General features: G+C 43.7%; 16 protein-coding genes. 7 read left to right on the plus strand and 9 right to left on the minus strand.

Annotated features, from left to right (window positions below):
- The first annotated feature begins 19 nt into the window (after positions 1-19).
- The 3 genes from C234_RS0104325 to C234_RS0104335 all read left to right on the plus strand — a co-directional run bounded on the left by C234_RS0104325 (position 20) and on the right by C234_RS0104335 (position 5,911).
- Positions 20-1,909, plus strand: a complete 1,890-nt coding sequence (locus C234_RS0104325) for a RagB/SusD family nutrient uptake outer membrane protein (RefSeq protein WP_027324773.1) — start codon at positions 20-22, stop codon at positions 1,907-1,909.
- Positions 1,910-1,927: 18 nt separating this feature from the next.
- On the plus strand, positions 1,928-2,845 hold the full coding sequence (locus C234_RS0104330) for a discoidin domain-containing protein (protein ID WP_027324774.1): 918 nt from the start codon (positions 1,928-1,930) through the stop codon (positions 2,843-2,845).
- A 306-nt stretch (positions 2,846-3,151) separates the two neighbouring features.
- Positions 3,152-5,911: a M60 family metallopeptidase gene (locus C234_RS0104335; protein WP_027324775.1), complete on the plus strand. Its 2,760-nt coding sequence runs from the start codon at positions 3,152-3,154 to the stop codon at positions 5,909-5,911.
- Between the two features lie 399 nt (positions 5,912-6,310).
- Here the strand turns inward: C234_RS0104335 and C234_RS0104340 are convergent, their stop codons facing one another.
- The 8 genes from C234_RS0104340 to C234_RS0104375 all read right to left on the minus strand — a co-directional run bounded on the left by C234_RS0104340 (position 6,311) and on the right by C234_RS0104375 (position 14,661).
- Positions 6,311-7,582, minus strand: coding sequence for a lipase family protein (locus C234_RS0104340; protein WP_027324776.1), 1,272 nt, complete (start codon positions 7,580-7,582; stop codon positions 6,311-6,313).
- Positions 7,583-7,604: 22 nt separating this feature from the next.
- On the minus strand, positions 7,605-8,771 hold the full coding sequence (locus tag C234_RS0104345; protein ID WP_027324777.1) for a hypothetical protein: 1,167 nt from the start codon (positions 8,769-8,771) through the stop codon (positions 7,605-7,607).
- Positions 8,768-9,451 carry an ABC transporter ATP-binding protein gene (locus C234_RS0104350; RefSeq protein WP_027324778.1) on the minus strand — a complete coding sequence of 228 codons (684 nt, stop codon included), beginning with the start codon at positions 9,449-9,451 and terminating at the stop codon, positions 8,768-8,770. The genes C234_RS0104345 and C234_RS0104350 overlap by 4 nt, the downstream gene beginning before the upstream one ends.
- Before the next feature lie 37 nt (positions 9,452-9,488).
- Positions 9,489-10,688 (minus strand): ABC transporter permease, encoded by a 1,200-nt coding sequence (locus C234_RS0104355; RefSeq protein WP_034540633.1) that lies wholly within the window; start codon positions 10,686-10,688, stop codon positions 9,489-9,491.
- 11 nt (positions 10,689-10,699) lie between these two features.
- On the minus strand, positions 10,700-11,917 hold the full coding sequence (locus C234_RS0104360; RefSeq protein ID WP_034540634.1) for an ABC transporter permease: 1,218 nt from the start codon (positions 11,915-11,917) through the stop codon (positions 10,700-10,702).
- Entirely contained in the window at positions 11,914-12,528 is a 615-nt protein-coding gene (locus tag C234_RS0104365) for an outer membrane lipoprotein-sorting protein (RefSeq protein ID WP_248596478.1), read from the minus strand. Before C234_RS0104365 ends, C234_RS0104360 begins: the two co-directional genes overlap by 4 nt.
- A gap of 283 nt (positions 12,529-12,811) precedes the next feature.
- Complete coding sequence (locus tag C234_RS16705; protein ID WP_027324782.1) at positions 12,812-13,513, minus strand: outer membrane beta-barrel protein; 702 nt, start codon at positions 13,511-13,513, stop codon at positions 12,812-12,814.
- A gap of 656 nt (positions 13,514-14,169) precedes the next feature.
- Positions 14,170-14,661 (minus strand): metallophosphoesterase family protein, encoded by a 492-nt coding sequence (locus tag C234_RS0104375; RefSeq protein ID WP_027324783.1) that lies wholly within the window; start codon positions 14,659-14,661, stop codon positions 14,170-14,172.
- Between the two features lie 54 nt (positions 14,662-14,715).
- On the opposite strand from C234_RS0104375, the gene C234_RS15820 reads away from it, so the two are divergent.
- Together C234_RS15820 and C234_RS0104385 are read left to right on the plus strand one after the other, a co-directional pair.
- Positions 14,716-16,878, plus strand: a complete 2,163-nt coding sequence (locus C234_RS15820) for an RNA degradosome polyphosphate kinase (RefSeq protein ID WP_051290155.1) — start codon at positions 14,716-14,718, stop codon at positions 16,876-16,878.
- A gap of 69 nt (positions 16,879-16,947) precedes the next feature.
- Positions 16,948-19,200 (plus strand): inorganic phosphate transporter, encoded by a 2,253-nt coding sequence (locus C234_RS0104385; RefSeq protein ID WP_027324784.1) that lies wholly within the window; start codon positions 16,948-16,950, stop codon positions 19,198-19,200.
- Positions 19,201-19,208: 8 nt separating this feature from the next.
- Here C234_RS0104385 and C234_RS0104390 read toward each other — a convergent pair whose 3' ends face one another.
- Positions 19,209-19,607: a response regulator gene (locus C234_RS0104390; protein WP_027324785.1), complete on the minus strand. Its 399-nt coding sequence runs from the start codon at positions 19,605-19,607 to the stop codon at positions 19,209-19,211.
- Positions 19,608-19,719: 112 nt separating this feature from the next.
- Between C234_RS0104390 and C234_RS0104395 the strand changes: the two genes are divergently transcribed.
- The gene (locus C234_RS0104395) at positions 19,720-21,357 is read left to right on the plus strand and encodes an ABC-F family ATP-binding cassette domain-containing protein (protein ID WP_027324786.1); all 1,638 of its coding nucleotides are present in this window, start codon (positions 19,720-19,722) and stop codon (positions 21,355-21,357) included.
- Between the two features lie 232 nt (positions 21,358-21,589).
- A complete protein-coding gene (locus tag C234_RS0104400) occupies positions 21,590-22,000 on the plus strand; it encodes a DUF6769 family protein (protein ID WP_027324787.1) in 411 nt (136 codons plus the stop codon).
- Positions 22,001-22,176 lie beyond the last annotated feature (176 nt).

The following is a 22,176-nucleotide window of genomic DNA, read 5'->3' on the forward strand; positions in this document are numbered from 1 at the left end:
ATCGTTAAATTATATAAATATGAAATTATTATCTAAAATATTTGCTTTGACACTAGTCATGATATGGAGTGTCTCATGCGATTTTCTGGATGTAGTGCCCGATGAACGGACTACAGATACTGACACGTATGCAGGGCGCAACAACGGTATAGAATATCTGTATTCTTGCTATGCTTATCTACCTAATCCGGCCAACACGCCGGGAGGTCTCGACTTGCTTACGGGAGACGAAGTAATAACCGCCTTTGAACACGAAACATTCGCTGCTTTCCCGAAAGGGAATTATTCGGCTTCCTCACCGGTTATTTCATACTGGAATACCTTCTTTCAAGGGATACGCCAATGCTATATGTTTATGGAAAGAATAGACAAATTCCCCGACACCTCGGATGCGGAGAAGAATGATTACAGGGCACAAGCGAAATTTCTTGTCGCATATTATCATTTTCTGCTTTCGCGTGCCTACGGACCCATTTTGTTGATAAAAGAAACTCCGTCCACAGACATCCTTGCCTCTGAATATCCTACCCGTGTTCCTTACGATGAATGTGTGGCTTGGATTTGCAATCAACTCGATGAGGCTGCCCAAGGCTTACCCACTAAGCGAGACATAAAAAGCCAATACGGATTAGCCACAAGCATCATGGCTAAGTCGGTAAAGGCCAAAATGCTGCTCTATGCCGCTTCGCCTTTATTCAACGGAAACAGTGTGTATACCGATTTTAAAGACAAAGAAGGAGTGGCATTGATGCCCGCCTCTTACGATGCGCAGAAATGGGTGAAAGCGCGTGATGCTCTGGCAGAAGCCATCAAGCTCGCTGAAGACAACGGGCACATCCTCTACAAGAATGACGCATATCGAGGCGAAGATGGTTCGGCAAACAATTTCCCCGAAAAAGGTATCGTGCGTCGCATGCGCACTCTAACTCTTGATTGGAAGGGCTCAGCTAACCCCGAGGTACTGTTTGCCGACACACGGGGAGAGGGATACTATGACATACAACTGAAATGTACGCCGAAAACTTCTGTAGAGCAGGGCGCTAACGGAGTTTCGCTCACTTGGACCATGCTCAACCGTTTCTATACGAAAAACGGTCTTCCTTGGGATGAGGATCCTGAATTTAAGTCGGAAAATAAACTGGCGGTTGTCAGCATAAATGCCGAGCATGCCGCATACGGAAAGGAAGGAGAGAAGACCATTGCTTTCAACCTTAACCGCGAACCGCGCTTTTATGCTTGGGTGGGTTTTCAGGGAGGATACTTTGAAGTGCTCAACGGTGACGACAACGCATACCCCATTCCCGGCTATATGCCTGAACGAGGACGTGTTCTCCTGAACTTTCTCAAGGAAGGCAATCAAGGACGCAAAAACCGAACCAACAACTACTCTCCGGGCGGATACCTCAATAAAAAAGGTACCGACCCCAATATGATCATGAAGAAATCGGGACCCAGTCGTACCGTATATCCTTGGCCTGTCATCCGTTTGGCCGACCTTTATCTGGGTTATGCCGAAGCGTGTGTAGAAACAGGCGAACTGGATATAGCCAAAACTTATCTGAACAAAGTACGTACACGTGCCGGCATTCCTACGGTAGAAAAATCATGGGAGGGCGTGGCTACACTTGATAAAGAAAGAATGCGTCGAATCGTACGTCAAGAACGCCAGATAGAGCTTTATCTCGAGAATCAGAACTTCTGGGATATGCGCCGCTGGATGATTGCTGAAGAAACTTTCAGTAAGAAAGCCCAGGGACTTAATATTGAAGGAAACACGATAGACGACTTTGCACAACTCAAGGAAATCTCTTTCGAGCGTAAATTCGAATCGCCGAAGAATTATCTGTTACCTATACCCAGCAATGATATCAATAGGAACCCTAAACTTGTGAATAATCCCGGTTATTAATGTTTAAACATATACAAGATGAAACATTTATTTATATATGCCTTTGCAGGAGCTGTTACTCTACTTGCATTGTGGGGTTGCCAGAAAGAGGACCTCGGTCCACTGCCTGTGGCAATCGAAGCTTCTTCCTTGACTGCCGAATCGCAGGAAGGTGCCGTTAAAATAAGCTGGAAGATTCCAGAAGCTGCCAATTACGAATACATCCGAGTAACTTACAGGCATCCCGGCACAAATAAAGAACATATCCGCTTAGCCAGTGTGTATGCCGATCATATTATCATCGACGGTTTGCTCAAGCGCTACGGAGCCATCGAATTTAAACTCATGCCTATAACTGCCAAGGGACGTGAAGGAGAAGTGCGCACCATAACTGCCGAATCGCTTGCACTGCCCAAGATAATCAAAGTGATCTCTGACAGTAAGGAGCAAATGGAAATAGATCCTACGCAGATCTGGGCGAGCAATCCCGAGCCCTACTATGACGAAGGGTTGGTTGCAAGCTTAGTGGATAATAATTACAACACATACTTCCATATGAGCTGGAGCAACCCCAAACCTTTTCCGCACTACATTGTGATGAAGGTGCCCGAATCAATCAATACATTAAGCTTCTTCATTAAGAATCGTACGCATGCCAACAACAACAACCGTCCGAAAAGCATGAATCTTTGGGTGAGTGAAACGTTTGATGGAACTACTTTCAATCCGGCGAATTTCTCGGCGCATAAAGTGGCCGAATTCAGAGGCATGCCCGAAGGAAGCGGCACTGAAGTGGAATCTTCAGGCTACGTTCTTCCATCTCCAATGCAATATGTTTGGTTTGAAGTTCTTGAACCACATGGAAGCGGGCTGTTCTTTTCGCTAGCTGAAATCAAGCTTTATAAATATAAGCTCGAGATGTTCGATCCGGAAACAGGAGAAACAACTGTACTATAACGCTTATTCAGAAAGAAAAGTATTTAAAATTTACCCGGTATTCTTTTGAGCTTTCTTTTTTAGAGGATTTTTCTGTTTTACGAGACGCATAACAAGCTATTTGAGAAACAAAAACAGGAAAAGAGACTGAAAAGAAAACTCAAAAGAAGCCGATAAATAATTGAAAAGGGAAAAACAAACCTACTACTAAATCGAATGAGCTATTCGATCTTTCAGATACCATAACATTCTTCTTAATTAAAGTATTGTTTTTAAACACTTTACTTAAACTCCAAATCTTTGAAAAACTATTTAAAACGATTAACAATGAAACTACGTCTGATTTTTCTTTTGACTGTATCCGCTTTTCTGATGCTTACGTGCAGCGATAAATCGGAAGACGACATGTTGTTCCTTACTATCAAGCAGAAAACGGTAAATTTTTCCGAAGCAGCTTCCTCATCCGATATCCAAATACAAACAAATGACAGCTATTGGACAGCAACCGTTCAAAAGGATGCCGAAACCTGGCTCAAAACACTGTCTCGCGGATCCATACTACAGATTAGCGTATCTGCCAATCCGGAAATGGAGAAACGCCGTGGAGAGATCAAGGTGACTGCCGGTAAGCTTTCGGAAATCATAGTTGTGGAACAATTGGGTATGGCTCCCGCCCTATTACTTTCTTCCGAAATGTTCACCATTGCCGCAGATGGAGGAGAGATGAAATTGGAAGTTACCGCTAACATAGAGTACGACATCAGTATCCCGACGGATGCTACATGGATTAAACCCTTAACCAATACACGTGCTGTTGAAATGGTAAAAAAAGAGTATCGTTTCGATGTTTCGTTCAACGGTGAGGAAGCGGTACGTACAACCGAGTTGGTGGTAAAACAGAAAGGGGGAACACTCGAAAAGAAAGTGCTGGTGACGCAGAAAGCGCAAACGGGCTATACGGGAGAAAGTACCGGTGACATCAAAGATGACGTGAAAGTGCCTATAAGCCGCGCATCGGCAAGTTCTTTCCAAAAAGGGGAAGAAATAGAAAAATCATTCGACGGTGATTATAACACCATTTACCACTCATCGTGGAACAATAGTGGAGACGATTATTTCCCGATTACCCTCGAATATTTTTTCGATAACCAGGAAAGCATCGACTATTTGGTCTACTACCCTCGCCTCGAAGGATACAATGGACATTTTAAAGAAGTGGAAATTTGGACATCCACGCAAGACGCTCCCAATTATGTGAAAGTGACGGACTATGACTTCAAAGGCTCCCCGATGATGACAAAAGTTTTGTTTGACAAACCTCTGATAAAGCCCCTTTCCGTAAAATTTATCGTGAAGTCGGGCAATGGAGACAGACAAGGATTTGCCTCTTGTTCCGAAATGGAGTTCTATCGTCGCAACTCCGACAATTTCGACCCTCTCACGTTGTTTACCGACCTCACTTGTTCAGAGCTGAAGCCCGGCATATCCATCGAAGAGATTGAGAAAGTGCCGAACAAGCTCTATCGGAACATTGCTTTCTATCTGCATAAAGGAAGCTATCCGCATGAATTCCGCATTCAAAACTACCGTGCTTGGCCGCATCCTGATGATTGGGCGCGTGTGAACAAAACCTCTACGCTGAGCCTGCTCGACAATCCGACCGGCATTAGCGTTGAGGAAAACGATGAACTCATCGTATTCGTAGGTCCCACCGAAGGTTATAAAATAGGATTGAAAGTTCAGAACCTTAACAAACCCGGTGGAGACGGATATGGAAATGCATTTTATTATTCGCTTTCACAGGGAGTGAATAAATTGAAAATGAAGAACAAAGGATTGATTTACGTCTTCTACCATACGCCCGATTACCAAACAGCGCAACCGGTGAAAATTCATTTTGCGACCGGGAAAGTTAACGGATATTTCGATTCACAAAAGCATCAGGCATCAGACTGGCCGAAATATCTCAATGCGGCCGTTGACGAGTATTTCGACGTAGTGGGTAAGCACGCTCACCTCACATTTTCGACCGCACACTTCAAAACCTATGCGGGAAGCAACGGTAAAGAATTGATTGACGCTTATGATGAGCTGGTGAGTTTGGAAAAAGAGTTCATGGGATTGATGAAATATAATCGCCCTACCATCAACCGCGCTTATTTTCATGCTATGTACCATTCTTATTTCTACTCCACATCCTATCGAACGGCATACAATGTAACCGGTGAGAATGAAAGGAGAACACTGTTGAATGTAAATGAACTAAAGAAATCGCCTTGGGGCCCAGCACACGAACAGGGGCACACGTTTCAAACCCGTCCCGGATTTAAATGGCACGGCATGACTGAAGTCACCAACAACGTCCATTCCCTTTACGTGCAAACCGAGTGGGGTAATGCTTCACGTATTGAAACGGAAAAAATGGGACGCTTCAATAACCGATATGAAAAGGCCTATTACAATTCCTTCGTAAAACACGTGTCTTACCCCGGTGAGGAAGATGTATTCTGCAAGTTGGTTTCGTTGTGGCAGTTGCAACTCTACTTCTCCAATGCTCGCGGAAAGACAGATTTATACAAGGATTTGTATGAAAAGGTACGTACTTCAACCAATCAACCAACACCCGGAACCCAGCAATTAGAGTTTGTAAAGATGATGTGCGACATTGCTCAAGCCGATTTGACCGACTTTTTTAAGAGATGGGGCTATTTATCTCCTTTTGATGGCGAGATAGACGACTACGGCAAAATACGAGTTGTGATCGATCAAAGTCAGATAGACAGGACCATAGCCGCTGTAAAAGAGAAAAACTATCTGCCATTGACAGAAAAAATAGAGTATATTTCCGATTCTAACTGGAAAATATTCAGAGATCGTTTGCCCGTGCGTCAAGGAACCGCTATAAAAAGTGGAAAAAACATCACCATGAACGGATGGCAAAATGTAGTAGCCTATGAAGTATATGATGGTGAAACACTCGTGTTCGTATCCAATAAAGCATCTTTTAGTTTGGATACGGATGTAAACTCCGGCATCAAGGTGCTGGCTGTGGCTTATGATGGAAGTAAGACAGAAGTGAAGTTCTGACAACGAAAAAGATAATGCACATAAATAAAATTACAAGCATCCGATAAAGTGCATCTTCCTCTAAACAATAAAATCGCTATAGCATTCTTTCACCAAATTTGCTGTAGCGATTTTGCTTATTCTAAAGTATAGCTGTTCAGTAAATATAGGATAGAGCTTTTAGGACACTGCCGAAAGACATCAAGATAGAGACTGTTGCATGACAATCTACATGTTTTACCCCCCCCTTTGGGTATATGTATATCGGTTATTTCTTGTTTGAATCCTGCCAATACTCGTTTTTTCCTGTCATAGCTCCCTCGTTTTTCATTGAGTTATATCGATACTATGAAAACTTTTCGAGGTATTTAGTCCGGTATAAGTATTCGGTGCATTCCTCTATCGCTTTTCTGCATTTATTCAACGGTTATTCAGAAATTTCCAAAAATCTATAATCATCAGCTGAGCACTTCCCATATGGTTAGCCTCATATTGCTTATAGGTAACGTCGGCGCCTCTGCTTCGAAGATTATCATATAAGCGGTCGGAACAGATTATCGGCACTAATGTATCGTCTTTCCCATGAAACAAGTGTATTTTGAAGGCAGGTGTCCAATCATTCGGAATTCGTTTTTGCCGGCAACTCTGCAAGAGATGCTGATATTCGGGAGAATCTTCCTTTTTCAGGAAATTGTCTGTGAAGTATTCTCGAAGGTCTGTTCCTAATAATTGGGTTAATTTATCTATGGAATATTGACCATAACACCATTCTTCGTAATATTTCAGCAATTCTCCTTTGAAAATCCGGTTGAAATCCAGCTGCAAATCTTCATAATAATTCAACGAACATATAATATTGGGACAAGCGGCATGCTCAGAATAATAAGACGAAAATTGAGATTCTATGCTCAATGCAGGATCGTAAGCTCCCCCCCCGATAAAAACGTTCTTAACCTTAACTCCTCTTTCCGCATATTGTTGATAATATCTTGCCAAAGTCAAAGCTCCTCCCGCTCCTAACGAATAGCCGAACAAAATACTTTTTTTATCTAACTTGCGATGATAATGATTGTATACAAACTCCTCTACCGCTTGTCGCATATCAGCACTGACAACAGCTACATTCTCATATTGCAAGTAACCAATAGGTAAGTCTGCCGTAGAGCCATAGCCTATTTGGTCGGGTACAATATAGACATATCCGTTTATTCCCGGAATAACCTCCGGCATGTAATAATTGACAGTACCGCAATCATTCTTGCTCTTAAACCAGGGGACGACTTCTATAACCCCTTTCGGATTATGTGATTTGGGATAATACAAAACACCAGATGCGACAACCTTTTCTCCTTTAGGATTGACTGTATGATAAGTGATGCCATGCACGTCATATTCGCTAGATAGCTTGATATACAACTTAATCTGAACGGTAATGGATTTAATCTCATTTTCCGGTATACCTTGTTTGCGAAGAATCGATTCGATGGACTGTATGCCGAATTGTCGGAATACTTCATCCATAACATCTTCCAAACGAAGTGTTTTTGAAAATAACACTCCAGAAAACTTCTCATATTCTACTGGCTCGAACAGATCAGATTCATTCCGTTCGCATGACAGGAATAAACTCATGAAAAGAAGCGTGAATATCACGTCTTTTATCAACGACTTGATTTGTGAGAATGTAAACATGGCAATTATTGATTTTGAAAGTTTAGAAAATCCATTTATATTGCAAGAATCCCAATCCAACTCGAAGTTTTATAGGCTGTTCATCGGCATAATTGAATAAATGCGAGAAAAGAGAAGCTTCCATATTTTTGGAAATTCTATAATTAAAATACAATCCTGCATAGCATAGATGCTTGTCGACAAAGTAAGCGCCCGATATTCGTATGGAGAAACGTGGAGTCAAAGGATAAACAGCTTGTGCCAAAACACTCCATCTGGAAACAGACAAATCTTTAGCCGATTGCGGATCTATATAAAAGTAATGAAGATTATACATATCCGTATCGGTGTTACGGCTACTGTATAACACTTCTCCTTGTATAACTAAGTTGTTGGAGAAAACATAATCGATCCCGATTGCCGCCTGAAGTATATCATAGTTGTTCTCTTTGTGTTTCAAAGGGTGAAAATAGGAACTTTCCATTCGCAGAATCAGCCGTTCGCCTCCAAGGTTCAATGACCCTCCCATCACGACATCTTCTCCGCAATAAATACCTCCCATAAACCGATATTCCACACTGTTTGCCTGTCGGCTATGCAAGAGGGCAACAGTGGGTTTTCCATACATGTTCAATGAAGCGGCAAGTTCACTGTAAGAAGTTACGTTGTGATAATAAGTTGCTCGGATGGCATCACATCCCGGGTGCTCGGGATAGTAGAATTGAAAAAATGAATACGGGTTAAAAATATTGTTCGGATTCCACACCAGCGTTTGCCCCCAATTGATGCGCTGTCTGCCTGCCTTGACTTCCCAAGCGCCGCATATATATTGAAAAGAACAACGGTCGATATTCAAATGATACAAAATGTTTCTCCGGCTGAAGATATTCCACGAGAAATCCCCCCATCCTCTGTCTCTATCTACATTATCCTTAACATAAGACAAAATAGTGGCGTTTCCCGTATACAAAAGATTGCGTATCCCAACTTCTATACGAATGGAAGAATGAGGCCTCCAATCTACGTTCATCCGTTGATATGTTATATTTTGCCACAGCGTTTCCTCCAATAGGTCAGGATGGGTGGAAGCAAAAAGCGTGCTATTATTCAGGTATCCCGAGATACGCAATGCCCCGTTGTTTTTCTGTGCATGTATTCCTAGTGTTCCAACAACCAACAGGAAAAGAGAAATGAGTATCGGATATTTCATAGAAATTGTTCTTTTATCATTCTACCATCTTCCAAGGTGATGATGCGATTAGCTTTTGCCATAATTCGAGGATCATGTGTGGAAAAAATAAAGGTCATGTTCTCTTCCTTGTTCAACCGCATCATCATATTGAGCAGATTCTCCGCTGACTTAGTATCAAGATTAGCAGTTGGCTCATCTGCCAACACGAAGCGTGGTTTAGCCGCCAATGCACGAGCTACGGCTACCCGTTGCTGTTCTCCACCAGACAAATTGGCCGGACGAGTACGGGCACGATCGGCAAGACCAATAATTTTGAGCAAATCGTTCGTACGCTGTTTTCGTTCTTCTTTGGAATAACCTTGCAGCTCCATTAAAAAAGAAATATTTTCTTCTACTGTAAAAACCGGAATCAAATTATATGATTGAAAAACGAAGCCGATGTTATGCAACCGAAAATCAATTAACTCCTTCTCTTTCATCAACCCAATATCTTTTCCGTCAATCAGTATGCGCCCGGATGAAGGGTGATCCAAACCTCCCAGGAGATTCAACAGAGTTGTCTTCCCCGAACCCGATGGCCCCACAATTGCAGAAAACTCTCCTTGTTCAATGTTGAGGGTAATATTGGCCACAGCATGTACCTCGAAAGCTTCGCCTCGAAAAGTCTTTTCCAATTTCTCAGTCTGTATCAATGCCATACTTTATTATTTTGAAGATATAACCATATAACCTTATTTATTTTATTATTTTCAACGTTTTTTGCATAGGCAGAATAGCAGAAAAAACAGCAGAGACTAACACAAGAATTAAAATTATCCCAAGAAAATCAATGGATAGTTGAGGATAAATAATCTCTCCGAAGCCATATGCAAATTTTATATTGAACAACATGCCAAGATGAATACCTTTCTCGGCAGTGACCGCAACAAATACTGTGGCGCATATCATCCCGATAATCGCACCGACAGCGGTCAGGAAGAATGTCTCCAACATTACCATTCGCAGTATGAATTGCGGGGCCATACCTATCCGGCTGAGCATTTTAAACTCCTTACGCCGTTCAAGCACGGCCATCTGCATAGTGTTGACAATGCCGAACGACAAAGCGGTCAAAAAAATTCCTAACAAGACATAACTCATTACGTTTATCCAAAAAAAAGCGATGGTCAATATTGGATATGTCTCACTCCACGATTCTATTTTCAGTTCCGGCAAGCTTTTTGATAGATGAAATACTTGTTTCTGACATTGTTTGGGTTCGTTCGTCATCAAAGCTATTTCGTGCACCATTCCTTCCGGCATCATAAGATAAGGGAATAAAGCAGCTTTACTAACATAGGCAGTAACTGCATCAAAGCGTTTACTATGAGTAGTGAAAAGACCTCCTACCCTGAAAAGGGTACTTTGCATCTCACCCAAACAATCTTGTACGTTCAAGACTATCTTAGAATGAAGGCGTACTTTTAAGAATTGAGCTGTCTCCTGACTGATAATAATAATTCTTTCTTGAGGGTCTGATAGAAAACTGCCGGATGAATCGGGAATAGTAGTATAAATACGTGATATCTGCTTCTCCTGTTCCGGATCTACGCCCAATAATGTCACCCCGGTACTTGCTTCTGCACTTGTCAAAAGTGCATTCACTTTCAGACGAACGCTGAACCCTGTTATGCCGGGCACAGACTTCAGGACTTGCACAGCCGATTCTTCCGGAAAGAAGTTTCTGACATCATTTATATCTTCAGTACCGTTTTTATGTATCTGAATACATGAAATCTGCATATCCAAATGTTCCCGTAGAATGCAAGCGCTCCATCCTTTAAGAAGTGCTACCAGAAAAGTACCCGCAAATATTCCAATGCCGATAGCTCCCATGATAATGCCACTCCGAAGCTTATTGCGCCATATATTTCTCCAAGCCAGCCGATAGATCATGGTTCTTCTTTTTATTGTTTGAGGACTTGATTTATTTTTAATTTTAACAGGATAAACGTGGGGTACAACATTACCATGCAACTAATCAACAAAACGACAAGCAGCTGTTCTACAAACAAGTCGACTCCTACGTAGCAAGTAAACTCAGGTTTCGTGAGGTATTCCTGTATAAACTTTGCCGAATTGCCTTTTAAAAGAATGGCATGTTTGCTGAAATGGGAAATTATTGGCAAAGCGGTAGCAACGGCAATGGAGCTCCCTATCACCATAATGAGCAAGAGTTCATAGAAAACGGAAATGACAAGCCAACTTCGCTGCATGCCCAAGGCCAACAGCATGCCAAATTCATACCGACGCTCGTTGATAAGCATGATAACAGTACTTAATATACCCGATCCCACCAGCAGATAGAGTATGATGTTTACTATCAGGCCAATTGCGTGGGTGGTTTCTGAATAGGCAAGTAATTCGGTCATGACGTTTTTCCAATTGTGTATTTCATATTTGTCAGCAGGCAACATTGCGGCAACTTGGCTCTGAATATCCAAAAGACGCTTGTCCTGCTCAAGCAACAAATAAACGCAGCTATACCCGTCCAACAAACCAATAAATTCCTGTGCAGATTCTATATTCATATAAACAACGCTTCTGTCCATTTGAGGAACAGGTATCGACAAAATACCTCGCACAGGATACAGCCCAACTGCGCTAACCCCGTGGTATCCCTTCCCTATCATGACTATGCTATCACCAACGTGAATACCCAAATAGCGACTTAATGCCTCGCCCATCAATACTCCTCTGTCTTGCTCTGTGAGATACACTCCTTCCACAAGCATGGAAGCGAGATCCATCCTACGCCTCTCCAATGCAGGATAAATGCCCAATACAGCTACCCCCTGACTAAGGTCTCCAGAAGATGCCATGGCAAATGTCTCTATACGGGGAAGCACATCGGTGATACCTGCTACACCGGATAGACGCTGTAAATCATCTTCTCCCATCGCCATGAAGTTTTCGGCAGACATATCCTTCCCATCCGACTTATGGTGTATTTCAAGATGCCCTTTCTGCATGCGAAGTATATTTTGTATAGCTGCATTCCAAATGCCGCCATAAGCGGAATTCATGAGTATGCAAAAAAAAACAGCAAAGCATACAGATGCTATACTGATGCATGTCCGCCGCGGATTTCTCCATAAATTCAACCAAGCCAGCTTAAACATCATTGAATATTTTTAATGTTTTGCAGGGAAAAGAAACCATCCTTCAAAGGAGGATTGAGTTCATACACTTGTACGGTCAACACGGTTTTATGATTGTTTTTCCGAGCAGGAATTATCTCCGTGCGCATGGGTATGTAATACGAAGCGTAGTGTTTGAAATCATATCCGCGATAAGTTTGCACCAGTTTACCGTCTTCATCATAATATTCATTTTTTAAATCGATGAATTCTTTCGTACTGACCCATGAAATAATCTTTCCCCATATAATGACACTGTTGGGCTTCGGAGTAAGCTGAATTTTGTAACATTCGGTTCCGTCACATGTTTCCTGTCCCAATATGGTGTGAGTGAAATCATTCAAAAAGGAGGTTCGACGTATAATATCATCCGTCGTGAAATCACTGCCCAACCAAGATTGTCCAGTGACCGATGCCGACATCTTGATCGTGCGCTCTATACTCGGTTGCCAATTCCACAAATGGTTTTTCCGCTTCAAAAAAACTTGCCCGCGCTCCCGAACCGGAGAAGTAAGCAAGACAAACGAAAAATCTTGTGTCTTTACCCACATCTTAGCGCCAATCTCCCTTTCCCACGTTGGCCTGATGATGGTCATCTTGATTTCAGAATAAAAAATCTGTCCTTCTCTGTTACGAGACACTTTCTCCACAATAGCGGTAGCAGAGAGTTCTTGCCCGCTCGCCTGTGAAAGAACAACTGTACAAAAAAATAAAAAAAATAGAGACTTAACATTCATAGGGAAAAGAACCGATTTATAATTTAAAACGTTTTTTCTCAAACTAACATGGGGGGGGAAAGTATGTCAAAAGAAAAATCCCTTGTGCTTATTCTTTACAAATGGTACTTACTTTGGACATACTCTCTTATAGCTTTAATTTTTAGAAGCAAAACAATGCTCCTAACGACAAACTGTTACTATCAACATCGAGACCTATTCGAGTTATTTTGAAGTCGCTGTCTTTCAACTTAAAGGTTTGATAACCCACAGTTCCAATCTTAGCAAACAGCTTGCATTGATCTGTCAGTTGTAAGGCAATACCTGGTCGGAGGCAGACTTCTAAACCGGTGATCTTTGGAGTCTTCAAATTATCATCTTCCAATTCACCCTCTCCTAAACTTCCTGAAATCCCGTTTGCAATCTTAGAAGCATCTGCCTTTATAAAATTGAGACCTATAATACCGTCTATGAAAAATTGAAATTTTCCTGATTCAAAAATAGTATAACGCAGGTAAGGCGCAATGCGGAACGTCTTTAAATCCAGATCACCCATATCTCCCGAAGAGACGTCTGTCATTGTACTTACAATAGCACTTCCCAAAGCCTTAATATCCGTTACGTCAAAAGGAGCCAATGCAGCATACCCTTTCATGTATCCCATGCTGACACCAAAAGCCATTTGATTATTAAACTGATAACCTATCTCCGGTAGAATCTTAAAAGAAGATCCGCTTTGATCGCTATCTTCTCCCATACTGATTTTACTGTTCGTATATCCAACGGAACCGCCGATATAGATTTGTGCATGCACTTGATTGATACCACACATAGCAATAACAACAATCAACAATAATTTTTTCATGACTCTTTGTTTTTTAATTAAACATTTAAATTAACAAACACTGATTTAATTTAGCGATAAATATGACAAAACAGAATAATGCTTTCATTAAAAACGCAAATTTAATTTCATTTGCAATAAAAGAAAAAAAGCATAAAACCGACTAACAAATCGTATAAAAAAGCAAACATCTCTATTTTTTGTACGATTTGTTAGTCTAATCTGTTAAAAATACATTGAAAATCTCGAGTCATACCGCTTGTATATACACAATATAAATTCTTGAACTTATTTTTAGAGCATGTGATCCCAACTGTGAGATTATTAATTATCCGCCATTTGACTAAGAAACTTTAATTAATTGGATAAGCTGTAATTCCCAAACGGAATAGCGAAGAACGAATTATTTACGATTGAAAGGATAAAGTTTTTCAATAACATCGATTTGGGGATAAAAGATCATAAAAGTTCGGTTGAATAATAACAAACTAATAATCTTGTCACAAAGCAGTGCCGCCGTCATACTCACAACAAGCAGGGAATTCAAGAATTCAACCAAAAATAAAGAACTGAATATAAGTACATATGTCGGAGCCAAATTCTGATTATAACCGTGCCGATATAAACCGAAACGGCTCTATCCTCCGGTTTTAATCTTTTAGAGAGAAAAACAGATATTACCCCGCCAATTCAATGACTTCCAAATCTTTAAACACTCCTTGATCGATCACAAAACGAACCAATGTACGTACTTTATGGAAGCCGGACATGCCCGCCGCGCCGGGATTGATATGCAGCATATCCAGCGTCTTATCGTATTTCACCTTTAATATATGAGAGTGTCCGCTAATGAAAAGTTTCGGCGGACGAGTCATCAGGCTGCCGACAATCGAAGGGTCGTATTTTCCCGGATAGCCTCCGATGTGTTTCATCAAGACTTCCGCTCCGTCGACGGTAAAACGGTTGACTTGAGGAAAACGCCTGCGGATATCCTGTCCGTCGATGTTTCCATACACGGCGCGCAACGGTCTGAAAGCCGCCAGCTTTTCGGCTACTTCCAGCGATCCGATGTCTCCTGCGTGCCAGATTTCATCACACGGTTCGAAATACTCCGGATACTTTTCGTCCCAATAAGCGTGGGTATCCGATAAGAGACCAATTCTTGTCATAAATCCTTTGTTTAGTCCTGCAAAGATACTATATTTGGGCAAATCTTAACTTACATGAAAAGCAAATATAGTTATTTCAAACGGGATATCAGTTGGCTCTCTTTCAACTATCGGGTGTTGTTGGAGGCCCTTGACGAACAGTTGCCTCTGTACGAACGAATTAACTTTATATCTATCTATTCGTCGAATCTCGAAGAATTCTACAAAATACGGGTTGCCGATCATAAAGCCGTAGCATCGGGCGTAACCCAAAACGATGAAGAAACCGTGCAGTCGGCACGCGAACTGGTAGAAGAGATCAACCGCGAAGTAACCCGCCAGTTGGACGACCGCGTTTTCATCTACGAACAGAAAATACTCCCTGCGCTCCGGCGCAATCATATCATCTTTTATCAGGACAGCCATCACATAGAAGATTTTCACAAATCATTTATCAGAGATTATTTCAAGGAAGAGATTTTTCCTTATCTCCAGCCTGTTCCCGTAGCCAAAAATAAAATAGTTTCTTTTCTGCGAGATAACCGGATTTATCTGGCTATCCGGCTTTATCTTAAAGAATACGGAAAAGACAATGAAGGACACACAACACCCACAGAGGGTGAAAACAATGAATCCGCCTCACGCAAAGCCCATTATTTCGTGATGAAGCAACCGTATGCCAAGGTTCCCCGCTTCATCGAGCTTCCGTCAGACGGCACGAACTATTACCTCATGTTTATAGAAGATATCATCAAAGCCAACCTTCCTCTTATCTTTCCCGGCTATGACATCGACTCGAGCTACAGCATCAAGATATCGCGCGACGCGGATATTCTGATCGATGACGACATAGACAGTGCGTCGATCGTAAAACAAGTGAAAGAAAAAGTCAAGAAGCGCAAGATAGGAGCCGTCTGCCGATTCGTATACAACCGGAGTATGCCGGAAGACTTCCTCGACTTTCTGGTAGACGCGTTCGGGATTCATCGCGACGAACTCGTACCGGGAGACAAGCATTTGAACATGGAAGACCTGAGCCGCTTGCCAAATCCCAACCGTTTACTGCCTCGTATAGAGAAACCGAAACCGATAAAACTGAATGCTTTCGATGAAAAAGGATCGATCTTCCGATACGTGGCAAAGAAAGACCTTCTGTTGTATTATCCCTATCACTCATTCGAACACTTCATTCACTTTCTTTACGAAGCGGTACACGATCCGAATACCAGAGAAATCATGGTGACCCAATATCGGGTTGCTGAGAATTCGGCGGTGATAAATACGCTCATAGCCGCCGCCCGTAACGGTAAGAAAGTAACCGTCTTCGTAGAACTGAAAGCACGGTTCGATGAAGAGCACAATCTGGCAACGGCAGAGATGATGCAGGCGGCCGGAATCAAAATCATCTACAGCCTGCCGGGGTTGAAAGTACATGCCAAAGTAGCGCTCATCCGCCGGGAAGGCACCCACGGAGAAGCCGTTCCGAGTTATGCCTATGTCAGTACGGGCAACTTCAATGAAAAAACCGCCACCCTTTATGCCGATTGCGGCTTATTCACCTGCCACCCGGAAATAGTAAACGACCTGCACAATCTTTTCCGTACGCTGCGCGGAGAAAAAGACTTGGCGTTCTCTACCCTCCTGGTTACCCGCTTTAATTTGATTCCCAAACTGAACCGGCTGATCGACCGGGAAATAGCGCTCGTCAAAGCAGGAAAAACAGGACGTATCATTCTCAAGATGAACGCGCTTCAGGATACCACAATGATAGATCGCCTCTATGAAGCTTCAGAAGCAGGCGTGCAAATCGACCTGATCGTCCGCGGCATCTGCTGCCTGATACCCGAACAGCCTTACAGCCGTAACATCCGTATCACAAGGATTGTAGACAGTTTTCTGGAGCATGCACGTATCTGGTACTTCGGCAATGAAGGCAATCCGCTGCTGTTCCTGGGTTCTCCCGACTGGATGAGACGCAATCTCTACCGGCGCATCGAAGCCGTTACTCCCGTACTCGACGATGATTTACGCAACAGCCTGATCGAAATGCTCGACATCCAGTTGGCCGACAATCAGAAAGCTTGTTGGGTGGACGGTCAGTTGCGAAATATTTTCAAAAAACGATTATCGAGCCAGCCCGCCGTGAGAGCGCAATATACATTTGCCGAGCTGCTTGCGCAAAAGGCCCGTCTCCCCCGAAAAAACACCGACACAACGGATACAGTAATACAAATGTAACAAGTATGACATTCTGTTGCAACGTCAAAACTCGTCCTTTGCTCCAAAAAATAACATACACATTATTTTATGGAGACAATTTACTTATGTATTATCATTTTTCTGTTTGCCCTCGCCATATTCGACTTAATGGTCGGAGTAAGCAATGATGCGGTAAACTTTCTCAATTCTGCGGTAGGAGCCAAAGCCGCTTCTTTCAAAACCATTCTGTTCATCGCCGGAGTCGGTATCTTTATCGGCGCCTCTCTTTCGAACGGAATGATGGACATTGCCCGACACGGCATTTATCAGCCCCAGCATTTCTATTTCGCCGAACTGATGTGCATCCTGTTGGCTGTGATGCTTACAGACGTAGTGCTGCTCGATGTGTTCAACTCAATGGGTATGCCCACCTCCACCACCGTTTCACTGGTATTCGAGCTATTGGGAGGTACGTTCGCCCTATCGCTTATCAAAGTGCACAACAACGACGCGCTCGGTTTGGGCGATTTGATCAATACCGACAAAGCCCTTTCCGTTATCATGGGCATCTTTGTGTCGGTAGCTCTTGCTTTCTTCTTCGGAATGATTGTGCAATGGCTTGCCCGCATAATCTTCACGTTCAACTACACAAAGAAGGTGAAATACAGCATCGCCCTCTTCGGAGGCGTAGCGGCAACCTCCATTATTTACTTCATGCTGATAAAAGGATTGAAAGGCAGCTCGTTCATGACTCCCGAAAATAAAGAATGGATACACCGCCACACTTTTCTGCTGATTACTTCTTTCTTCGCGTTTTTCACCATATTGATGCAAATACTCCATTGGCTCAAAGTGAATGTATTTAAAGTAGTGGTGCTGATGGGAACTTTCGCGCTCGCCCTGGCTTTCGCCGGCAATGACCTTGTCAACTTTATCGGCGTTCCGCTGGCAGGCTTCTCGTCTTTCATGGATTATACGGCCAACGGAGCCGAAGCCGGAGCAGACGGTTTCCTGATGAGTTCGCTGTTGGGACCTGCCAAAACGCCCTGGTATTTTCTGGTCGGAGCCGGAGCCATCATGGTGTATGCCCTGTCGACCTCAAAAAAAGCACATGCTGTAATTAAAACATCGGTCGACCTCTCCCGGCAGGATGAAGGCGAAGAAAACTTCGGAAGCACACCGATGGCACGTACGCTTGTACGTTTCAGTATGGGACTCGCCAACGGGATGGCCCGCATCGCGCCCGAAAGAACCAAAAAGTGGGTCGAAACCCGCTTCCGCAAAGACGAAGCGATTATAGCCGACGGGGCGGCATTCGATTTGGTGCGAGCTTCCGTCAACCTTGTGCTGGCAGGTTTGCTTATCGCCTTGGGAACATCGTTGAAGCTGCCGCTCTCTACTACATACGTCACCTTCATGGTAGCCATGGGTACTTCATTGGCCGACCGGGCATGGGGACGCGACTCCGCGGTTTACCGCATCACCGGTGTACTGAGTGTCATCGGCGGATGGTTCATCACAGCGGGAGCAGCCTTCACCATCAGCTTTTTCGTAGCTTTGATTCTCTATTACGGAGGCAATACTTCCATCTTCATACTCATCGGGCTGGCAGTGTTTATCTTGATACGCAGCCAAATAGTATACAAGAAACGCAAAGCGAAAGAAAACGACAACACTACGCTGAAACAGCTGATGAAATCTACCGACAGCAAGGAAGCTCTGCAACTGATGCGCCGGCACACGCGCGAAGAATTAGGCAAAGTATTGCAATACGCCGAAAACAACTTCGAGCTGGCAGTTACATCGTTCATTCATGAAAACCTGCGCGGACTCCGCCGGGCAATGGGGGCTTCCAAATTCGAGAAGCAACTGATCAAACAGATGAAACGTACCGGAGCGGTAGCCATGTACCGACTCGACAATGCTGTTGCACTCGAAAAAGGATTATATTACTATCAGGGGAATGATTTTGCCAGCGAGCTGGTATACAGCATCTCCCGTCTCTGCGAACCTTGCCTTGAACACATCGACAACAACTTCAATCCGCTGGACGCTATTCAGAAAGGAGAATTCGGAGATGTGGCAGAAGATATCACTTACCTCATTCAGCAGTGTCGACGACAACTGGAAAACAACGATTACGGCAATCTGGAGGAAGAGATCGGACGCGCCGGCAATTTGAACGACCGGCTCTTACAGCTGAAACATAAAGAGTTGCAAAGGATTCAAGACCAGCTCGGCAGTATTCGTGTCAGCATCGTCTACCTCACCATGATACAAGAAGCACAGAATGTGGTGAACTATGTGATCAATCTAATGAAAGTCAGCCGTAAGTTCCAGACCGATACAAAGACGGCATAAACAAAGATTCACCATACTATTCCCGGAATATATTTGCTCAACGTATCACGCAGGAGCTCCAACGAGACAGGCTTCACCAGCACCTCATCGGCTCCTGCGTTCAGCGCTTCTTCTCTATCGGAACGAAAAGCATAAGCCGTTTGTATGACGATAGGAATCTCTTTACACGTCCCCCGGATTATTTTCACAGCTTCCAGCCCATTCATCACGGGCATTTTGATATCCATCAAAATCAACTTAGTCTCCTGTCGGTACATATTAAACAAACGTACCGCTTCTTCTCCGGTCTGCCCCCAATGCAGCTCACACTTTTTCCCTATAATGGCTTTTATCAGTTTAAAACTGCTCTCATTGTCTTCGGCAACTAAAACAAGAGGTCTTTCGTCTATTGTTATTTCCCCCTTCATAATAATATAGACTTAATGGCACTTTTATATTTGCATGTTCCTGTTTATCCCTCTAAGATATAAAAAAAACAATAAAAACAGCTATCTTTGCGCCTCAAATTAAAAAAAACATATGATTTCTGTAGACGGACTGGCCGTAGAATTTGGCGGCACGACTTTATTTAGCGACATTTCTTTCGTAATCAACGAAAAAGACCGCATCGCCCTCATGGGAAAAAACGGAGCGGGAAAAAGTACCTTGCTCAAGATTCTTGCCGGAGTGAGGCAGCCTACGCGCGGTAAAGTGTCGGCGCCCAAAGATTGCGTCGTGGCCTATCTGCCGCAACACCTGATGACCGAAGACGGACGCACGGTGTTTGAAGAAACGGCGCAGGCCTTTGCCCATCTCCATGAGATGGAAGCACAGATAGACAGGCTGAACAAAGAACTCGAGACCCGCACCGACTACGAAAGCGATAGCTATATGGCACTCATCGAAGAGGTTTCGACCCTGAGCGAGAAGTTTTATTCTATCGATGCCACCAATTATGAAGAGGATGTAGAAAAAGCATTGCTCGGTCTGGGCTTTGCCAGAGAAGATTTCGGGCGCCAGACGAGCGATTTCAGCGGCGGTTGGCGCATGCGCATAGAGCTGGCCAAGCTGTTGTTGCAGAAACCGGATGTGCTTTTGCTCGACGAACCCACCAACCATCTGGATATCGAATCTATCCAATGGCTCGAAGAGTTTCTGATAAACAACGGAAAAGCGGTCGTCGTCATCAGCCACGACCGGAAATTCGTGGACAATATCACCACCCGCACCATTGAAGTGACGATGGGACGCATATACGACTACAAGGTGAATTACTCGCAATATCTGCAACTGCGCAAGGAACGGCGCGAACAACAGCAGAAAGCTTACGACGAGCAGCAGAAATTCATAGCCGAAACCAAAGAGTTCATCGAACGCTTCAAGGGAACCTACTCTAAAACACTGCAAGTGCAAAGCCGGGTGAAGATGCTCGAAAAACTCGAACTGCTCGAAGTGGACGAAGAAGACACCTCCGCCCTGCGTTTGAAGTTTCCTCCTTCTCCCCGCTCGGGGAGTTATCCGGTGACGATGGAAGGAGTGGGAAAATCGTATGGCGACCATATTGTGTTTCAAAACGCCACCCTGACCATCGAACGGGGAGATAAAGTGGCTTTTGTAGGGAAAAACGGCGAAGGCAAGTCCACGCTTGTGAAATGTATCATGAACGAAATAGAACACACCGGCACGCTGACGCTTGGGCACAACGTACAAATCGGGTATTTTGCGCAGAATCAGGCGTCATTGATGGACGAAAACCTGACGGTGTTCCAGACCATCGACGATGTGGCAAAGGGAGAAATCAGAAACAAGATACGCGATCTGCTCGGTGCTTTCATGTTCGGCGGGCCGGAAGAGTCGATGAAAAAAGTAAAAGTGCTTTCGGGAGGCGAACGTACCCGGCTTGCCATGATCAAACTGCTGCTCGAACCGGTGAACCTGCTCATTCTCGATGAGCCCACCAACCATCTGGACATGAAGACCAAAGATATCTTGAAGCAAGCGCTGGCAGATTTCGACGGGACGCTCATCGTCGTTTCGCACGACCGAGACTTTCTCGACGGTCTGGTGAGCAAGGTTTACGAGTTCGGAAACAAAAAAGTCACCGAACACTTGTGCGGCATCTACGAATTCCTCGAAAAGAAGAAGATGGATTCGCTGCAAGAGCTGGAAAGGAAATAGGCACAAGGCTAACGGAAAACAAGCAGTCCGAGAAAGCAGATAAACCTTATTGAAAGGAAGTTTACGAACAATGCCGTAACCGCTCCGGGAGAATACTTCCGGAGCGATTACCGAAACAGCCGCATGCTGAATAGAGTTTCAAGCAAATGCCTTTTTCTTAGATTCAATCTAAATAAACTTTTAAAATTCAAACAAATATCATATCTTTGCCCAATCATAACATAAAAGCAGGATGATAAGGAGAAAGCGGATAACAGTAACCATATTGCTTATAATCAACATTTTCATGTTGGTTATTCCCGTTATTCCCCATCACCATCATCCCGACAAAATGATTTGCATGAAGCAAGACCTGTCCGAAGTACCCGACTGTCCCGCACATCACCACCATCCCGGACAAGACTCTTGCTGCGACAGCGAGTGCATGACCCGCTTCCACTCTCCCACTCCGGCGAGACAAACGGATAGCGGACCGCATTACCTGTTCGTTACCACTCTGTTTACGCATCAAATCATCGAGCGATTATTCCATCCGCAGGAGAAACAACTGAAAGACTATTCCGTATATCGAGAATCCCTGCACGGTACGAATATTGCCCGTACCTTCTCTCTTCGTGCCCCTCCTTGCACGATTCCCGCATAATCCGTCTGTTCCGGAAAGGATTATACGGCTCAAAGCCAAAGCGTATCTGAAGTCCGATTTGTAAAAGCCCCTACGAAGCCGGTTCGTTATGCACGTCAAACGGCATACATCAGTGTTTTTGCGACAGATCGACAGGTACGACACCTGCGGCAAAGTCTATTCTTATTTTCAAGCCT

This window comes from Bacteroides pyogenes DSM 20611 = JCM 6294 (assembly GCF_000428105.1).
GTDB classification, from domain to species: Bacteria; Bacteroidota; Bacteroidia; order Bacteroidales; family Bacteroidaceae; genus Bacteroides; species Bacteroides pyogenes.